Annotated in this window: 18 protein-coding genes; 8 read left to right on the top strand and 10 right to left on the bottom strand. The window is 64.5% G+C overall.

The window, feature by feature from the left end:
- Positions 1 to 562: 562 nt before the first annotated feature.
- The 9 genes from CBR61_RS17315 to CBR61_RS10250 all read right to left on the bottom strand — a co-directional run bounded on the left by CBR61_RS17315 (position 563) and on the right by CBR61_RS10250 (position 6998).
- Positions 563 to 739, bottom strand: a complete 177-nt coding sequence (locus CBR61_RS17315) for a hypothetical protein (protein ID WP_420705654.1) — start codon at positions 737 to 739, stop codon at positions 563 to 565.
- Positions 654 to 1448 carry a hypothetical protein gene (locus CBR61_RS16835; RefSeq protein ID WP_157696563.1) on the bottom strand — a complete coding sequence of 265 codons (795 nt, stop codon included), beginning with the start codon at positions 1446 to 1448 and terminating at the stop codon, positions 654 to 656. Before CBR61_RS16835 ends, CBR61_RS17315 begins: the two co-directional genes overlap by 86 nt.
- A 28-nt stretch (positions 1449 to 1476) precedes the next feature.
- Positions 1477 to 2865 carry an AAA family ATPase gene (locus tag CBR61_RS10275; RefSeq protein WP_088914269.1) on the bottom strand — a complete coding sequence of 463 codons (1389 nt, stop codon included), beginning with the start codon at positions 2863 to 2865 and terminating at the stop codon, positions 1477 to 1479.
- Complete coding sequence (locus tag CBR61_RS10270; protein WP_088914268.1) at positions 2858 to 3166, bottom strand: hypothetical protein; 309 nt, start codon at positions 3164 to 3166, stop codon at positions 2858 to 2860. Before CBR61_RS10270 ends, CBR61_RS10275 begins: the two co-directional genes overlap by 8 nt.
- A 223-nt stretch (positions 3167 to 3389) precedes the next feature.
- Entirely contained in the window at positions 3390 to 3758 is a 369-nt protein-coding gene (locus CBR61_RS10265; RefSeq protein WP_088914267.1) for a hypothetical protein, read from the bottom strand.
- Positions 3755 to 4018 carry a hypothetical protein gene (locus tag CBR61_RS17005; protein WP_172835946.1) on the bottom strand — a complete coding sequence of 88 codons (264 nt, stop codon included), beginning with the start codon at positions 4016 to 4018 and terminating at the stop codon, positions 3755 to 3757. The genes CBR61_RS10265 and CBR61_RS17005 overlap by 4 nt, the downstream gene beginning before the upstream one ends.
- A gap of 3 nt (positions 4019 to 4021) precedes the next feature.
- Complete coding sequence (locus CBR61_RS10260; RefSeq protein WP_088914266.1) at positions 4022 to 4228, bottom strand: helix-turn-helix transcriptional regulator; 207 nt, start codon at positions 4226 to 4228, stop codon at positions 4022 to 4024.
- A gap of 127 nt (positions 4229 to 4355) precedes the next feature.
- Positions 4356 to 5657 (bottom strand): hypothetical protein, encoded by a 1302-nt coding sequence (locus CBR61_RS10255; protein ID WP_088914265.1) that lies wholly within the window; start codon positions 5655 to 5657, stop codon positions 4356 to 4358.
- A gap of 90 nt (positions 5658 to 5747) precedes the next feature.
- Positions 5748 to 6998 carry a tyrosine-type recombinase/integrase gene (locus CBR61_RS10250; RefSeq protein WP_088914264.1) on the bottom strand — a complete coding sequence of 417 codons (1251 nt, stop codon included), beginning with the start codon at positions 6996 to 6998 and terminating at the stop codon, positions 5748 to 5750.
- Between the two features lie 329 nt (positions 6999 to 7327).
- Here CBR61_RS10250 and ribB point away from each other — a divergent pair, with 329 nt between their 5' ends.
- The 4 genes from ribB (at position 7328) to CBR61_RS10235 (ending at position 9988) form a co-directional block, all read left to right on the top strand.
- Positions 7328 to 8575 carry a 3,4-dihydroxy-2-butanone-4-phosphate synthase gene (gene ribB, locus CBR61_RS10245; protein ID WP_088914263.1) on the top strand — a complete coding sequence of 416 codons (1248 nt, stop codon included), beginning with the start codon at positions 7328 to 7330 and terminating at the stop codon, positions 8573 to 8575.
- Positions 8576 to 8580: 5 nt separating this feature from the next.
- The gene (gene ribH / locus CBR61_RS10240) at positions 8581 to 9000 is read left to right on the top strand and encodes a 6,7-dimethyl-8-ribityllumazine synthase (protein ID WP_088914262.1); all 420 of its coding nucleotides are present in this window, start codon (positions 8581 to 8583) and stop codon (positions 8998 to 9000) included.
- 162 nt (positions 9001 to 9162) lie between these two features.
- The gene (locus tag CBR61_RS16830; RefSeq protein ID WP_157696562.1) at positions 9163 to 9327 is read left to right on the top strand and encodes a hypothetical protein; all 165 of its coding nucleotides are present in this window, start codon (positions 9163 to 9165) and stop codon (positions 9325 to 9327) included.
- Positions 9328 to 9469: 142 nt separating this feature from the next.
- Complete coding sequence (locus CBR61_RS10235) at positions 9470 to 9988, top strand: MarR family winged helix-turn-helix transcriptional regulator (protein WP_233996698.1); 519 nt, start codon at positions 9470 to 9472, stop codon at positions 9986 to 9988.
- Here the strand turns inward: CBR61_RS10235 and eno are convergent.
- Positions 9985 to 11271, bottom strand: coding sequence for a phosphopyruvate hydratase (gene eno, locus CBR61_RS10230; RefSeq protein ID WP_088914261.1), 1287 nt, complete (start codon positions 11269 to 11271; stop codon positions 9985 to 9987). The two genes, CBR61_RS10235 and eno, sit on opposite strands and share 4 nt — an antisense overlap.
- A gap of 192 nt (positions 11272 to 11463) precedes the next feature.
- Here eno and CBR61_RS10225 point away from each other — a divergent pair, with 192 nt between their 5' ends.
- Genes CBR61_RS10225 through CBR61_RS10210 form a run of 4 tightly spaced genes read left to right on the top strand, consistent with a single transcriptional unit; the run spans position 11464 to position 13505 of the window.
- Positions 11464 to 12099 (top strand): hypothetical protein, encoded by a 636-nt coding sequence (locus CBR61_RS10225; RefSeq protein WP_088914260.1) that lies wholly within the window; start codon positions 11464 to 11466, stop codon positions 12097 to 12099.
- Positions 12100 to 12124: 25 nt separating this feature from the next.
- A complete protein-coding gene (locus CBR61_RS10220; RefSeq protein ID WP_088914259.1) occupies positions 12125 to 12562 on the top strand; it encodes a phage holin family protein in 438 nt (145 codons plus the stop codon).
- Positions 12559 to 12939: a hypothetical protein gene (locus CBR61_RS10215; RefSeq protein ID WP_088914258.1), complete on the top strand. Its 381-nt coding sequence runs from the start codon at positions 12559 to 12561 to the stop codon at positions 12937 to 12939. Before CBR61_RS10220 ends, CBR61_RS10215 begins: the two co-directional genes overlap by 4 nt.
- A complete protein-coding gene (locus tag CBR61_RS10210) occupies positions 12936 to 13505 on the top strand; it encodes a hypothetical protein (protein ID WP_088914257.1) in 570 nt (189 codons plus the stop codon). The genes CBR61_RS10215 and CBR61_RS10210 overlap by 4 nt, the downstream gene beginning before the upstream one ends.
- Positions 13506 to 13531: the final 26 nt, after the last annotated feature.

Raw genomic sequence — 13531 nt, 5'->3', positions numbered from 1 at the left:
CTAATCGAGCTCGGTTAGAAGCCACGCTATCGCCTTTGGCAGCCGCGCCGCGACCTTAGCCTCTGCGCTTGAGCATGAAAATCAGTCAAATTATCAACGAAGGCAGCGCGTTATTCCGCTCGATCCTCGCGAATTACATCGATAAGAAGCTTGAAACTTGGCGTTTCGGATTTGCTTTGGTTAAAGATTTAACCACCGCGTTCATACGAGCTGTTACCGCCCCCTAGAATCTAACGTAGGTTGGTCTTGCAGCCTCATCTTCAATGCTATTATCTCGTCATGACTGAGGACGTGCATCAGCGCTTAAGCGACATCGCTAGTGAACTGGCGAGGGCTGGCCATCTCGTCTCTGCAGCGCATGTGCAAATCGCGGCCGAAATTATCTTTGACGAAGTCACGTATCGAAGGCGTGGGCAATGTGGTCACGTCAGCACCGACTTACACTGACGCGTGTCCTTTAGAGGCGCCGGCAAATTCGGATGCTGTCTGCCCGTTACCTATCCGCTGGTTGGCCGTAACACGGTGGTGCGGGCAATACGCCGCGGCGCTCGCCAGATCGGCCTCATCCATCCCGCAGTTCCTTCAGCAAATGCCGCGCAGCAGCCCGCAGCGCCCGCGCCTCTTTCGTCTCGCCACCGTGGCGATAAGCGCCATTACGCTCGCCCCGAGGCGCGCCCGCTCTTGCCCCGTGGAACCGGCATCGGTTCTTGCCCTTCTCGGCGGGGGCTTGGCAGGGCATCCCGGCGCGGTTCTTCGCTCCACACCGCTTCGCTTGCCTCAATCGTTCGACCGGACTCGGCGGGACCATGCGATTGCCTGCCAAATTCGGCCCCTCCCCCGTGGTGATGGACATGCTGATGGGTTTCCTTGTGAACGTGGATTGATTGGTTGGCGGTGCGCGACTTGCCCTTGAGCGCCTGCATAGCATCGCACTGGATTGCGAAAGTGCGCGCCAGCTTCGAGGCTAGTGCCGCGTCATGGTGATAGACCGTGTGCCCACGGTTGAGGCCTTGTGCGCTCAGCTTCATCATCAGCATGTGCGTTGCCGCCATCTGCGCAGCGAGCGCCGCCTGTGCGGAGTTTTCCGGCTGGTGCTCGGCCACGAGGGCAAGCAGCGCGTTCCACTCGGTTTCGTCGATTTTCCATTCCCGCGCGTCCTCGTCCCACGCTTGCGGGCACAGCTTCGACAACTGGATGAGGAAGGTTTGCAGCAGCGAGCCAGAGCGCGTCCCGAACGCCTGCACCAACTGCAATTCCCATAGATCAATGTCGCTGTGGGGCGGGACGACCGTGAGGCAGTCAGCCCTTCCCTCGCCCATGACGCCGGGATTGATCGGCAGGCTATCGGCAAACGCACGCGCCGAGGCCTTTCCTGCTTTCAGGATATCGGAGGGTTCAGGGCGCGAGCGATCCTTGCGGCGACGCTTGCGAGGCTCGCCCGCATCCATTCGGCGAGGGTCAATGTCGGTCGAGGGTCTAGGCATGAGCCACCACCCCACTTCCCGCGCCGAGGCCTTCCCCCACCCCACCACCACGCCCACCCCTATAAGGGGGGTGGGGTGGGGTAGGGTTCTGGGCGGGAATTTCCCCACTTCCCCCACCTGTCCCCACCCCACTTTTCGAGGTGGGGATTTCGTCAGGCTTGATCCAGTTTCCGACCACGACAAAGGGCCTTTCGCGTCCCTTCGCCTTGTCTTTGCGCTTCTCTACGGCCAGCGCGCCGCTATTGATCCACGACGCGAGCAGTGACGAGATACGGCCCTTATCCTTCTTGTCGCCAGCATCGAGGCCCAAGGCGTCTGCTACAGCGCGCCCGACCCAATCGGAGGCCTGCACGTTGGCCGCGTAGTCCCCGCCTGCGATGGCATGTTGCACGTTGTAGAGGTCGCGTACGGACAGGCCTTCGAAGGGGTCGGGCGCTTGCCAGATCGCCGCAGCGCCAACCTGATCGCCCTGCGAAAGTCCGTTGCCGTTGCCGAGGTCCACAGAGTGCAGCTTGAACCAGAAGGCGTTTTCGGGCGGGGCGCGGTTGCTTTTGCCGTTATCGACGCGAATGATCGTCCGGCGGTCAGCCTTCTCCGTGATGCCGTAGCGGTTGCCCTCTTCCTCGCTCATGGGATTGAGGGTCAGCACTGTTCGGACAGCACCGCTAAGCGAGGACGCCCCGCGCGAGTCTTCGGCGGTGACAGCATTGCCACCCGTCTTGCGGCTATGGTGGACGAGCAGGATCGCGCAGTCGCAATCTTGCGCGACACGCTTCCACCGCTTGGCTATCGCGTCGATCTTTCCGTTGTCGTTTTCGTTGACCGCATGGCTCGAAACGAAGGGGTCAATCTTGAGAACATCAATCTTGCGTCGTCGCAGTTCCCGCGTGACCGCCTCATAAACGGGCTCGAGGATTTGTGCCCCGTCCGCCGTTTCAATGGCGGTGCAAAGCTTCTGGTCGAGGCCATCGACGAACAACCGCCCGTCAATGTCCGAAGCCCCGATTTGATGATGCAGAGCCGCAGCAGCGAATTGCCGTGCCAGCTCTTGCGCGTCGTCTTCGAGGTTCCAGAACCACACGCGGCGCGGGCCTTCCGGCAAGCCACGGTCGAACAGATCCTTTCCGCTCGCCAACGATAGCGCCAAGCCCACTTCGAAAGTAGTCTTGCCGACGCCGCCGGGGGCGATCATCGCACTAAGTTCGCCACGCTGTAGCCACTTGCCGAGCAGCCAGCGACGCGGCGGGATCGAGGCAGGGTCAGGCAGGGCGAAAGGCGACGCAGCGATCGGAGGCAGGCCCCCGCCCTCATCGCCCCCCACATAGAGGCGCTTTTGGTGGGCGCGGTCGAGTTGCTCAATCCGCTTGTCGAAATCATCCATGCGAAGCCTCGCGCAAAATGTCGTCCATTTCCTCGGCCTGCATCGCGGTCAGCATCAGGCGCTTGGACAGTTGGTTAAGGCGGTCGAGCCAATCGAGGGGGACGCCGGGGGCATAGACAAAGGGCGTCGCCCAATTGACAACTTCCCAAGCGAGCAAGCGCGCCGTGTCGCTTTCCGTCCTGGCAACGAACGCCGCCGCCGCATTGCGGTAGCTGGACAGCTTCGCGCGGCGCTCGTGTTCCTCGTCCGGCAGAGCACCAAGAAAAATGCGGATTGCATCGGGGGCGGGTTCCGCGCTCATAAGCCCGCCCTCCGCTCGCATTCAGGGTGAACCGTGACGGGAAGCCCGCGGCCTTCTGCCCGCAGATCGCGCAGGATGGTTTCAAGCCGACCACGGCGAAGCGGGGGGCCAGCGAAGCCATAACCGCCCTGCACCACACGGCAGAGGTCAAGGTGATGGTCAGCCGCAGGAATGGCCACGAGCGCGCGGATCGGCACGCGGGGAAAGGGGATAATGTCCGCAGTCATTCCGCGCCCCCTTCCGGCTTTGCCACGCTGTAGGACATGACCTTGAAGCCCATGCCGCCAGTGCGCTTGCCTGCCTCAAAGAGCAGACCACGCTTGACCAGTTCGCCAGCACGCGGGCGCACCACATGGACAGGCAAGCCCACATCGTCGGCAACCTGTTCAGGGGTGGCGCCAGCCGCACCGTAGCGCGACCACGCGGCCATCATCTGCGCGTGACGACGCCCGAGCGTCTTGTTGACCACGTGCGCCGCCGCAGCGCTGTTCTGGCGAGCCTGTGGGCTATTGCCCTTGAAACCCGCAGCTGTGCCGTTGCCGTAATGCGGTTTGGATTCTTCCGGTTGATTGGAGAGGTTTGTGGAGGTCATGCACGCCTCCTGTTCTGCCGTGCAAAGCCGTCCTGATGACCATCGACAGGCGCATCGTAATAGCGCCGCCGCTTGCGGTTTTCGTCCGCCCACGCATCACGGGCGCGCAGTAGGGCGTTGCCCCAAAGCGTCGCTTGCTGTATGGTTTCCCCGTCGAAATTAGCCGCCTGCAAAGCGTTTTCGATAAGGGGGTTGCGCACTTTCAGGGTTGCGCGCCCCCTCAACTTTTGGGGTTCGGCCCCACTAAGGTTGTTCCCCATAAGTCACGCAGCCCCCGCTTCCGAAGTGGACTGGTAACGACGCTCATCTTTCCACGCCTCGATATCGGCGGGATCATAGAGGACGCGCCCCTTGCGGCCAGCGGTCTTGATGAAGCGCGGGCCGATACCCAGCGAACGCCAGTTCTCAAGCGTCGCGGGAGCTACGCCGATGCGCGGCGCGGCGGCTTTCGTGTCGAGCAATTCTTCCATGCTGCACCTATCAACCCGAAGGGGAATATCCCCTGTCTTCGTGGGTTGAAGGGAGGCTACGAGCCGAAAATGTGCCGTCCGAAATGTCTTAATGCGCTGCGCATTTAAACATTGTTTGTGTTTAGGTTCAGGCGCTTGCGCGGCCAGATAACTTGCGAGGCCGCCCCTTCACGACTGGCGCACGGCGTGCTGTCTTCGCCTCCTTTAGAAGCGCATCAACGTCTATTTTGCGCAGCACCCCAGCGCCGAGTCTCCTGACCGCGTCAGAATATGCAGACCGAAGAGGTAGCCCCGCTTTGTCATAGTCGTGCACCCAAGCGAGAACATCCGCAGACGCCTCGGCAAGTGTCATAGCCGGGGGGGCAGGCTCCTTCCAATTATGCAACGGACGATGATTTTGAGGCTCAGGGGCGATCTCCGTCGCCTCTCCTGCTTGGCTGGGAAACGCCGCCCGCACATCAGTCGACGACCAGCTGACGCCATAGACGCCGGGGACAAGCGAAGTGCCGTGCTGATCGTGAATAACCGTCATGCGCGCCCACTCGGCAGGCGTGATGTCGCGGCTTCGCCCTGTCTCCAGATCGAGGCCGCTGCCAGCCGCAAGAACGCGGTCTCCAATGGCGACTTGCAAGCGGCGCAGAGCGTCCTTCCCGCTGACGCCGAACCTATGCCGCATTGCCCCGCTTAAGACGATCCAAGCAGCCTGAGAGTAAACGCCGCCGCGATCTAAGCGCTGTTCGCATTCAAAGCGTTGGGCCTTCGCGGTGAAGGCCTCACACCGTGAGCCGACCCAAGCGCACGTAACGAATGCAGACCAAAAGCCCCCCTCCAAATCGTCGCGCCCCGCCGTGATGCTCTCAAAGGCTTCGCTATCGCTTGTGTCATCAACGTTTTGAATTTCGCGCTGCGCCTCTTGATCCAAATGATCGGCCCATGCCATCACTTGCTCGCGGGGCAGGTGAATATCGGAGAACCACACCACCCGCTCACCATTGAGGGCGCGGTCAATGCCTTCAAGATCGCGCCAACCCTCCCGCACAAGGTCGCAAGTGTCCGAGCAATCAACTTCGCTGCCCACCCAATCAGACGGTGCAATCTCAACAAGGCTCCCGCTAGGAGCCGTCCGCCCCCACGCTTTGACCTTCCCCGCCCTAATTGCCATCATCAGGCGATCCTCAGCGCGGGCCTGCCAATTGCGGAAAGTCTCGCTATCGGGATCGTCGTCGCCGCACAGCACAGCCACAACTCGCCCGAACGCGCCGACAGCATCAACGCTGCTTCCTTTAGAGGCCAGGTGGGTCTCAACCCCGCCGCGCATGGCATCATATCGCGCAGGCTTCGACTGGACATAGGCAACAGCAAACCACCACGGCCAATAGGCTTGCTCAATCTGGCGGTTCACCGCCTGATCCAGTTCGTAACGATCCATAACCCCCCGCAGGGCATCCGCTAATCTAGGCGGGGCGACAGGGCCGAGCGGTTCCGGCCTGTTCGGTAGCTATCCTAGTCGCCCCTGCGATCACGCCCGCTTGTCAGCGAGCACAACCACGTTCGATTTATCCTTCTCCACAAGCAGCCCCGCGACATGGCAGGCCCACGCCTCAATTGCCGTGCGCTTTTCGTCCGCCCAATCGTGACGCTGATAGACACCCGCCACACCGGACTTCGCGCCGCTAATGTGGTTCAGCAGTGCCTCGGTCACCTCAAAGCGCACCCCGAGGCGCTGCATCCCCGTTGCCAGCGTCCGCCGCAGATCGTGAAGCCGCCACGGGGATAGAGGCTCCTTATCGTTCAGCTTTGCAATTTCGGCATCGAGCCGTGCCTTCGCCTTTGAGAACCCGCTAACGGGCGTCTTGCCCGTGGTGGAGAACAGCAGCCCCTTGCGCGGCCACTTGTCACCCTTCCCCTTCAACGCGTCGAGTTCCTGCACAGCGAGCGATGACAACGGCAGATCGAAGGCAAAGCCATTCTTAGCCCGTTCGGCTGGAAGGTGCCACATGGCAGAGGCTTCGCGCAGTTCGCCCCAAGTTAATCCAGCCACTTCCTCACGCCGCGCGCCCGTCACCACTAGCAGGCGCACCAGCGGCCCGAACGGCGAGCCGAGTTTGTGCGAGGCCTGCCAGACCAGTTTCAATTCCCAATCCTCAAGCACGCGGTCGCGGGCTTCAGGAACAGAGGGCGCTTCCATGTCGGACATGGGCGAGGTCGCTAGATCATCCTCGGCAACAGCAAACTTGAACAGACGGCGCAGGATCGCAAACAGCTTGCGCGCGGTCGCAGGCTTTCCCTGCACAGGCCGAAGCACCGCCCGAATGTCGCGCCGGTCAATGGCAGGCAGGGGCTTGCTTTTGAGGACAGGCACGGCGAAGCGGTCAAGCGTCGCGCGGGCGTCCGCACAGGACGCAGGCCATTCGCGCTTGAGATAGTCCGTCTCGAAACGCTCAACATACTTGTCAAAGGCCAGATCGACCACTTCGCGGCGATGCTTGGCCTTGACCTGTTGGGGATCGGTACCTTGCGCCACGAGCCGCGCCAGATGCTCGGCTTCGTGCCGCGCCTTGTCAGGCGTGAAAGGACCGAATTTGCCGATGGTGTAGCGCCGCACCTTCGCGCCGCGCCCACCGAGGCGATACTGATAGACAAAGACTTTGGACCCCGAGGGCGTCACCTTGACCCCGAAGCCCGCAAGCTTGCTGTCCCACACGAAGGCATCTTTAGCCCCCGGCGTCAGACCATCAAGCAGGCTCTTGGTTATGCGCGCGGTCGCCATGTGATTGCTAATCCTGTTTTCAGCAATCACGATAGCAGGAACACGCGGGAACAGCAAGGGAACGGAGGGAAGTATCCCCAGAGGAAACAAGGCGGGACGACATTCCCGTCCCTGAGAGTAGCCACTAACTCTTAATCAGCGGGTCCTAGGTTCGAGCCCTAGTGCGTCCACCATCCTCCTCATTCCGAAGCGCCTTATTTGCTGATCCATCACGGCTGCCGTCTCGCTGTGACCGGTCGCTGCGCGGCTTCATGCATTTCATCCACGCTCGCATTTTTGGCAGCGCCGCCTCGCATTGCATTCACATTGTAATGTGATAATGCAAGCGCATGAACACATCGCTCATCACACGCGTTCGCGATCTCGTCACATCAGGCACGATGACCCGGGCCGGCCTCGCCCGCGCCGCCGGACTCCACGCCAACACGCTGCGCGATTGCGGCGACGATGGCTGGAACCCCACCGCCGAGACCCTCGCCAAGCTAGAGGCCTTCCTCGCCGCCAATGATGATCGCCCGGTGCTCGCCACCATCGAGGAAATCATCGACGAGGCACGCAACGGCCGCATGTACATCCTCGTCGACGATGAAGACCGCGAGAACGAGGGCGATCTCATCATCCCGGCGCAGATGGCAACCCCGCAGGCGATCAACTTCATGGCCACCCACGGGCGCGGCCTCATCTGCCTCGCGCTCACCAAGGACCGCGTCGAACACCTCGGGTTGCAGCCGATGAGCCGCAACAACAAGGAATCGATGCAGACCGCTTTCACCATCTCGATCGAGGCCCGCGAAGGCGTGACCACCGGCATCTCGGCCGCCGACCGCGCGCGGACCATCTCTGTCGCGATTGATGCCGCCAAGGGTGCCGACGATCTGGTTACCCCCGGCCACGTCTTCCCGCTGATGGCGCGCGACGGCGGCACGCTGGTGCGTGCCGGGCACACGGAGGCGGCGGTCGACATCTCGCGGCTCGCCGGCCTCAACCCCTCGGGCGTGATCTGCGAGATCATGAACGAGGACGGGACCATGGCCCGGCTCGACGACCTCATCGCCTTCGCGCGCAAGCACGATCTCAAGATCGGCACGATCCGCGACCTCATCGCCTACCGGATGCGCAACGATCATCTGGTCGAGCGCCTGTCCGAGCGCGCCTTCACCTCGGACTACGGCGGCCAGTGGCGGATGATCACCTACCGCGACCGCGTGGCGGGAAGCGAGGCCTATGTCCTCCAGAAGGGCCATGTCATTCCCGGCGAGCCCACTCTCGCCCGGGTCCACCCGATCTCGGTGTTCGACGACGTGCTGGGCCAGCCCGGCCCCCGCAAGCGCACGCTCCAGCGCGCGATGGACGCCATCGGCGCGCACGGCTCGGGGGTGATCGTGATCCTCACCGGTCGCGTCGGCACCGGCACCTGGGCAGCGGGCGAGGAGCAGCGCAATATCGGCATCGGCTCGCAGATCCTCGTCGATCTCGGGGTGAGCGAGATGGTGCTGCTGTCGAACAGCCGCCCCGATCTCGTCGCGCTCGAGGGCTACGGCCTTACCATCACCGACTTCCACCCCATTCCGGAGTAAACCCCATGGCCGACATCCTCATCGTCGAAGCGCGCTTCTACGCCCATCTCAACGACATGCTGATCGCCGGCGCCCGCGCCGCGCTGGAATCCGCAGGCCACTCGGTCGAGGTGCTGACGGTGCCCGGGGCGCTCGAAATTCCCGGCGCCATCGCCCTTGCGGCAGAGAGCGACCGCTACGACGCCTTCGTCGCGATCGGCGTGGTGATCCGCGGCGAAACCTACCACTTCGAGATCGTCGCCGGCGAAAGCGCGCGCGCGATCATGGCCTTGACGATGGACGGCATCGCCATCGGCAACGGCATCCTCACGGTCGAGAACGAGGCCCAGGCGCTGGTCCGCGCGGACCCTGCCCAGAAGGACAAGGGCGGCGAGGCGGCCAAAGCCGCGCTGGCGCTGCTGGCGCTGCAGGACCGCTTTGGTTGACGCTTGCCCGGGCGGATGTACTGTTCCGGTACAGGTCCGCCACTACGTAGTTTCCCTCTGTAGATTTGCGTAAGTCATTTACGCGATATCCGACGAGCTTATTGTGTTCCCTGCTGGTCGCGCGGGGTAGAAGGGCCGTAGAGCTCATATCGGGAACCGGGTTTGGAAAACCAACTGGCAGGCGCGCCATGCGACACTGACGCGCATCACATCATTGCCGTACTCGAGCAGCAGCTCGCCGCGCTCGACAAACGCGGCGCACACATCGCGGCGGCGCATCTCGACGCCGCCATCCAGCAGTTGCGGCTCGACTGCGCCCGCCGATGAAGCTCCTCCATGCTCCCGCTTTCTGCTGCGAAAAGAGGGCTATGCGTATTAACCCGTAAAGCCATGGTCGGTACCTGCGCCTATCATTGCGCCCTGGGGTAGCCGGCGCAGCCGTGCGCGGGCACTTCCCGAAGGCAGCAGGATGGGCAAGATCTCAGGCGATACAGGGGCGGACGCGCGGGACAAACAAGCGTCCGCGGCGGCGCTGTTCCATCCGCTCGCCGAGGAACTGATGGCGATCGCCGAGAGGCTGCGCGATGCAGCGGAGCAATATCCGGATGCCGCCTACCCCGAACAACCAGCCTCTGTCCGGTCGTCCCGCCCGGGCCATTCCCACCTCGTCCTCGCCCGCAAGATCTATGCCCTTCGCCGCAAGCGCGCCTCGATCTTCGGCAATCCCGATCTGTTCGGCGAGCCTGCCTGGGATATCCTGCTCGACCTCTACATCGCGCAAGGCGAAGGCAAGCAGGTCTCCGTCTCGAGCGCATGCATCGGCTCGGCCGCGCCCGCGACCACCGGGCTGCGCTGGCTCAGCGTGCTCGCCGACCAGGGCCTGGTGGTGCGCGAGAACGATCCCGAGGATCACCGCCGCGTGCTCGTCAGGCTGACGGGTGCCGGGTTGACGGCGATGGACCGCTTCTTCGAGGCTGTCGACTTCTAGCCGCGCGCGCCAAAGCAGGCGCGGCCCGCATAGGCGGCGCTGTCGCCCAGCTCTTCCTCGATGCGGATCAGCTGGTTGTACTTGGCGAGCCGGTCCGACCGCGCGAGCGAGCCGGTCTTGATCTGCCCGCAATTGGTGGCAACCGCGAGGTCGGCGATGGTCGCATCCTCGGTTTCGCCCGAGCGATGGCTCATCACGTAGGTGTAGCGCGCGCGGTGCGCCATATCGACCGCCGCGAGCGTCTCGGTCAGCGTGCCGATCTGGTTGACCTTGACCAGCAGCGAGTTGGCAAGGCCACGGGCGATGCCGTCGGACAGGCGCGCGGGGTTGGTAACGAAGAGATCGTCGCCGACGAGCTGGACCTTCTCGCCCAGCTTGGCGGTGAGCGCGGCCCAGCCTTCGAAATCGTCCTCGCTCATGCCGTCCTCGATCGAACGGATCGGGTAGTCCGCGCACAGCTTCGCAAGATAGTCGGCCATCTCGGTCGGGGAGAGGCTGAGGCCCTCGCCGCTGATCTCGTACTTGCCGCCCTTGAAGAACTCGGTCGCGGCGCAGTCGAGCGCCAGCACGATGTCCTCGCCCGGAGTGAAGCCGGCCTTGGTGATCGACTCCATGATGAAATCCAGCGCCGCACGGGTGCTGGCGAGATCGGGAGCGAAGCCGCCCTCGTCGCCCACCGAGGTCGCGAGGCCCTTCTGGTGCAGGCCCTTCTTGAGGGTGTGGAACACCTCCGCCCCCCAACGAACCGCCTCGGCGATGCTGTCGGCACCGACGGGCATGATCATGAATTCCTGGATGTCGATCGGGTTGTCGGCGTGCTCGCCGCCGTTGATGATGTTCATCATCGGGACCGGCAGCATGTGCGCCGAAACGCCGCCGAGATAGGAATAGAGCGGCAGGCCCCGCGCATTGGCAGCCGCCTTAGCCACCGCCAGCGAGGTGCCGAGCAGCGCATTGGCACCGAGGCGCGACTTGTTGGGCGTGTCGTCGAGCGCAATGAGCGCAAGGTCGATGTCGCGCTGGTCCTCGGCATCGAAATTGTCGATCAGCAGCTCGCGAATCTCGGTGTTGACGCCTTCGACGGCCTTCAGCACGCCCTTGCCGAGATAGCGCCCGGCATCGCCGTCACGCAGCTCCACCGCCTCGTGCGCGCCGGTCGAGGCGCCCGAGGGCACCGCCGCGCGGCCGAAGCTGCCGTCCTCCAGCAGCACGTCGACCTCGACGGTCGGATTGCCGCGGCTGTCGAGGATTTCGCGGCCGTGGATGTCGATGATCGCGGTCATGTTTGGCTCCGGCTGTAATGTGGTTTAGGTTGTTAAGACACTCGAAGGCTATGCTAATGGGAACGGCATGATTCTGGCTCGATGATTCCAGCCCAGGCCGGACGCGAGTTGTCCCTATGCGCGGGAACTGCCTCGCGCAAGCGGGCGGCGCGAGCGGGGCCGGAACGAGCGTAAAGGACAAGGAGCACCGCGATGGCAGACACCACCCCGACCAAGAAGACCCCCGCCAAATCGGCCAAGGGCGCGACCGCGAAGAGCGAAGGTCCGGCCAAGGCCGCCCCGCGCAAGACCGGCGCCACGGTGAAGGCCCCCGATACCGAACCGGCTCCGGCCACCCCGGCGGCCTCGGCGCAGGTGGTGGAGGCCAAGAGCCGCTTCAACGCCGCGCTCGAGGAAGCCAAGGCCGGCGCCGCCGCGCTGCGCGCCGAGGCCGAGAACCGGCTGACGGCTGTCGGCGGGCAGGCCAAGGGCAAGGGCACCGACCTCGTTGCCGAAGCGAAGACGTATGGCGAGCAGGCGATGGGCAAGGCGGGCGAACTCGCCGTCGAAGGCAAGCAGGTCGCGACCGACGCGATCGCCTCGCTCGGCAAGGTCGTTGGCGACACGGCCCCGCAGATCGACGAACGCCTCGGCGAGCAATATGGCGACTATGCCCGCAGGGCCGCGCGCACGCTTCAGGAAACCTCGGCCAAGCTGGAAGCCAAAAGCGTCGAGGAACTGGGTGAGGATGCGCGTGCGATGGTGCGCAAGAGCCCGGGCGTCGCTGTCGGCATCGCGGCGGTGTTCGGCTTCTTCCTCGCACGGATGCTCGGCGGACGGCGGCGCTGACGGATAGCGCCGGAAAGGCGACAGGATGCACGACACCGAACCCGGCCCCCGCGCCGGCCCGACCGGGCCGGTCGAGGACGCGTCGCCCGATCCGGCGGCAGCCATGCCGGGCGAGGACAGCACGGGCTTTGCGGCCCTGCGCGATGATGTGGGTGCGCTTGTCGAGGACGCGCGCACCTATGCCGAAGCCGAGATCGCCTTCCAGAAGACCCGCGCCAGCCTCGCCGGCAAGCGCGGCGGGCGGGCGCTTGTCCTGCTCGTGCTGGCGCTGGTGCTGCTGCACATCGCGCTGATCGCACTTGCCGTGGGCGCGGTGATCGCGCTCGCTCCGCTGGTGACGATCTGGGGCGCGATCGCCATCGTGGTCGGCGTGCTGCTGGTCGGGGTCGTGGTGCTCGTCATGGGCGCGGCGGCCGACGGGCGGATGGTCGCGGCGATGTTCGGTTCGGGGGAGGAGCGATGACCCGCCTTCCCGACCGCTTCATCGAGGACCGGGCGATCCGCGATGCCGCCCGCGCTGTGCTCGCAGAAGATATCGAGCACCTGCGCGCCAGCCTCTCGGAAGAAGGCATTGCGAGCCGCGTGTCGTCGGGCGTCACCGGCACGATATCGAACCGCATCCGCACCGGCGCGCGCGACGTGCTTGAACAGGCCAAGGCCCAGGCCGGCGACAACAAGGGCGTGCTCGCGCTGCTTGTCGGGGCGCTGATCCTGTGGTTCGCGCGCGGGCCTATTCTCGAATGGATCGAGGGACTTCTCGAGGAGAGTTCCGACGAGACCGAGCTTGACATGGACAGCGCCGGAGCCCCCGTACCGGCGGCTGTGGGAGATCCCGAATGACCGACCTTGCCCCCCTCGACCGGCGCGACGCGCTGCGCGCCCGTATCGAAGCCGCCGAACGCCGCAATGCCGAGCGCAGTCTGGCCGAACAGGCCCGCGCCGCCGCCGATGCCGCGATCGACTACACCCGCGCCCATCCGCTGACGGTGATCGGCGGGGCCGTGGCGGCGGGGCTGGTGATCGGCCTGCTCACCCGCCCGGGCCGCCGGGTCGCGGGCCGTGCGTGGCACGGCGCGGGCGAGGCCATCTCCGGGGCCGCAACAAGCGCATCGACAAGCGTGAAGAACGTCGCCTCGCGCGGTGGATCGCGGCTCGGGACGATGATCGGCGAGGCTGCGGTCGCCTATGCCATGTCCATGCTCGACGAGTTTCTCGATGCCGCGCGCACCGGGCAGGAACGCGCCGCGGAACTGGGCGATGCCGCCGGGGCGCAGGCGAAGAAGCTATCCGCCGATGCCTCCGAGGCAGCTGGATCCGCGGCGGAGGGCACCCGCGCCCTCGCCCGCCGGACCCGCGAGGCTGCGCTCGGCGTGGTGCGCGACATCCGCCGCCATACCGGGGACTGATCGTCCCCCACGCCCCGCAAGGCTTG

The organism is Porphyrobacter sp. CACIAM 03H1 (assembly GCF_002215495.1).
Taxonomy (GTDB): domain Bacteria; phylum Pseudomonadota; class Alphaproteobacteria; order Sphingomonadales; family Sphingomonadaceae; genus Erythrobacter.
This window is presented reverse-complemented; position numbering and strand designations above follow the sequence as displayed.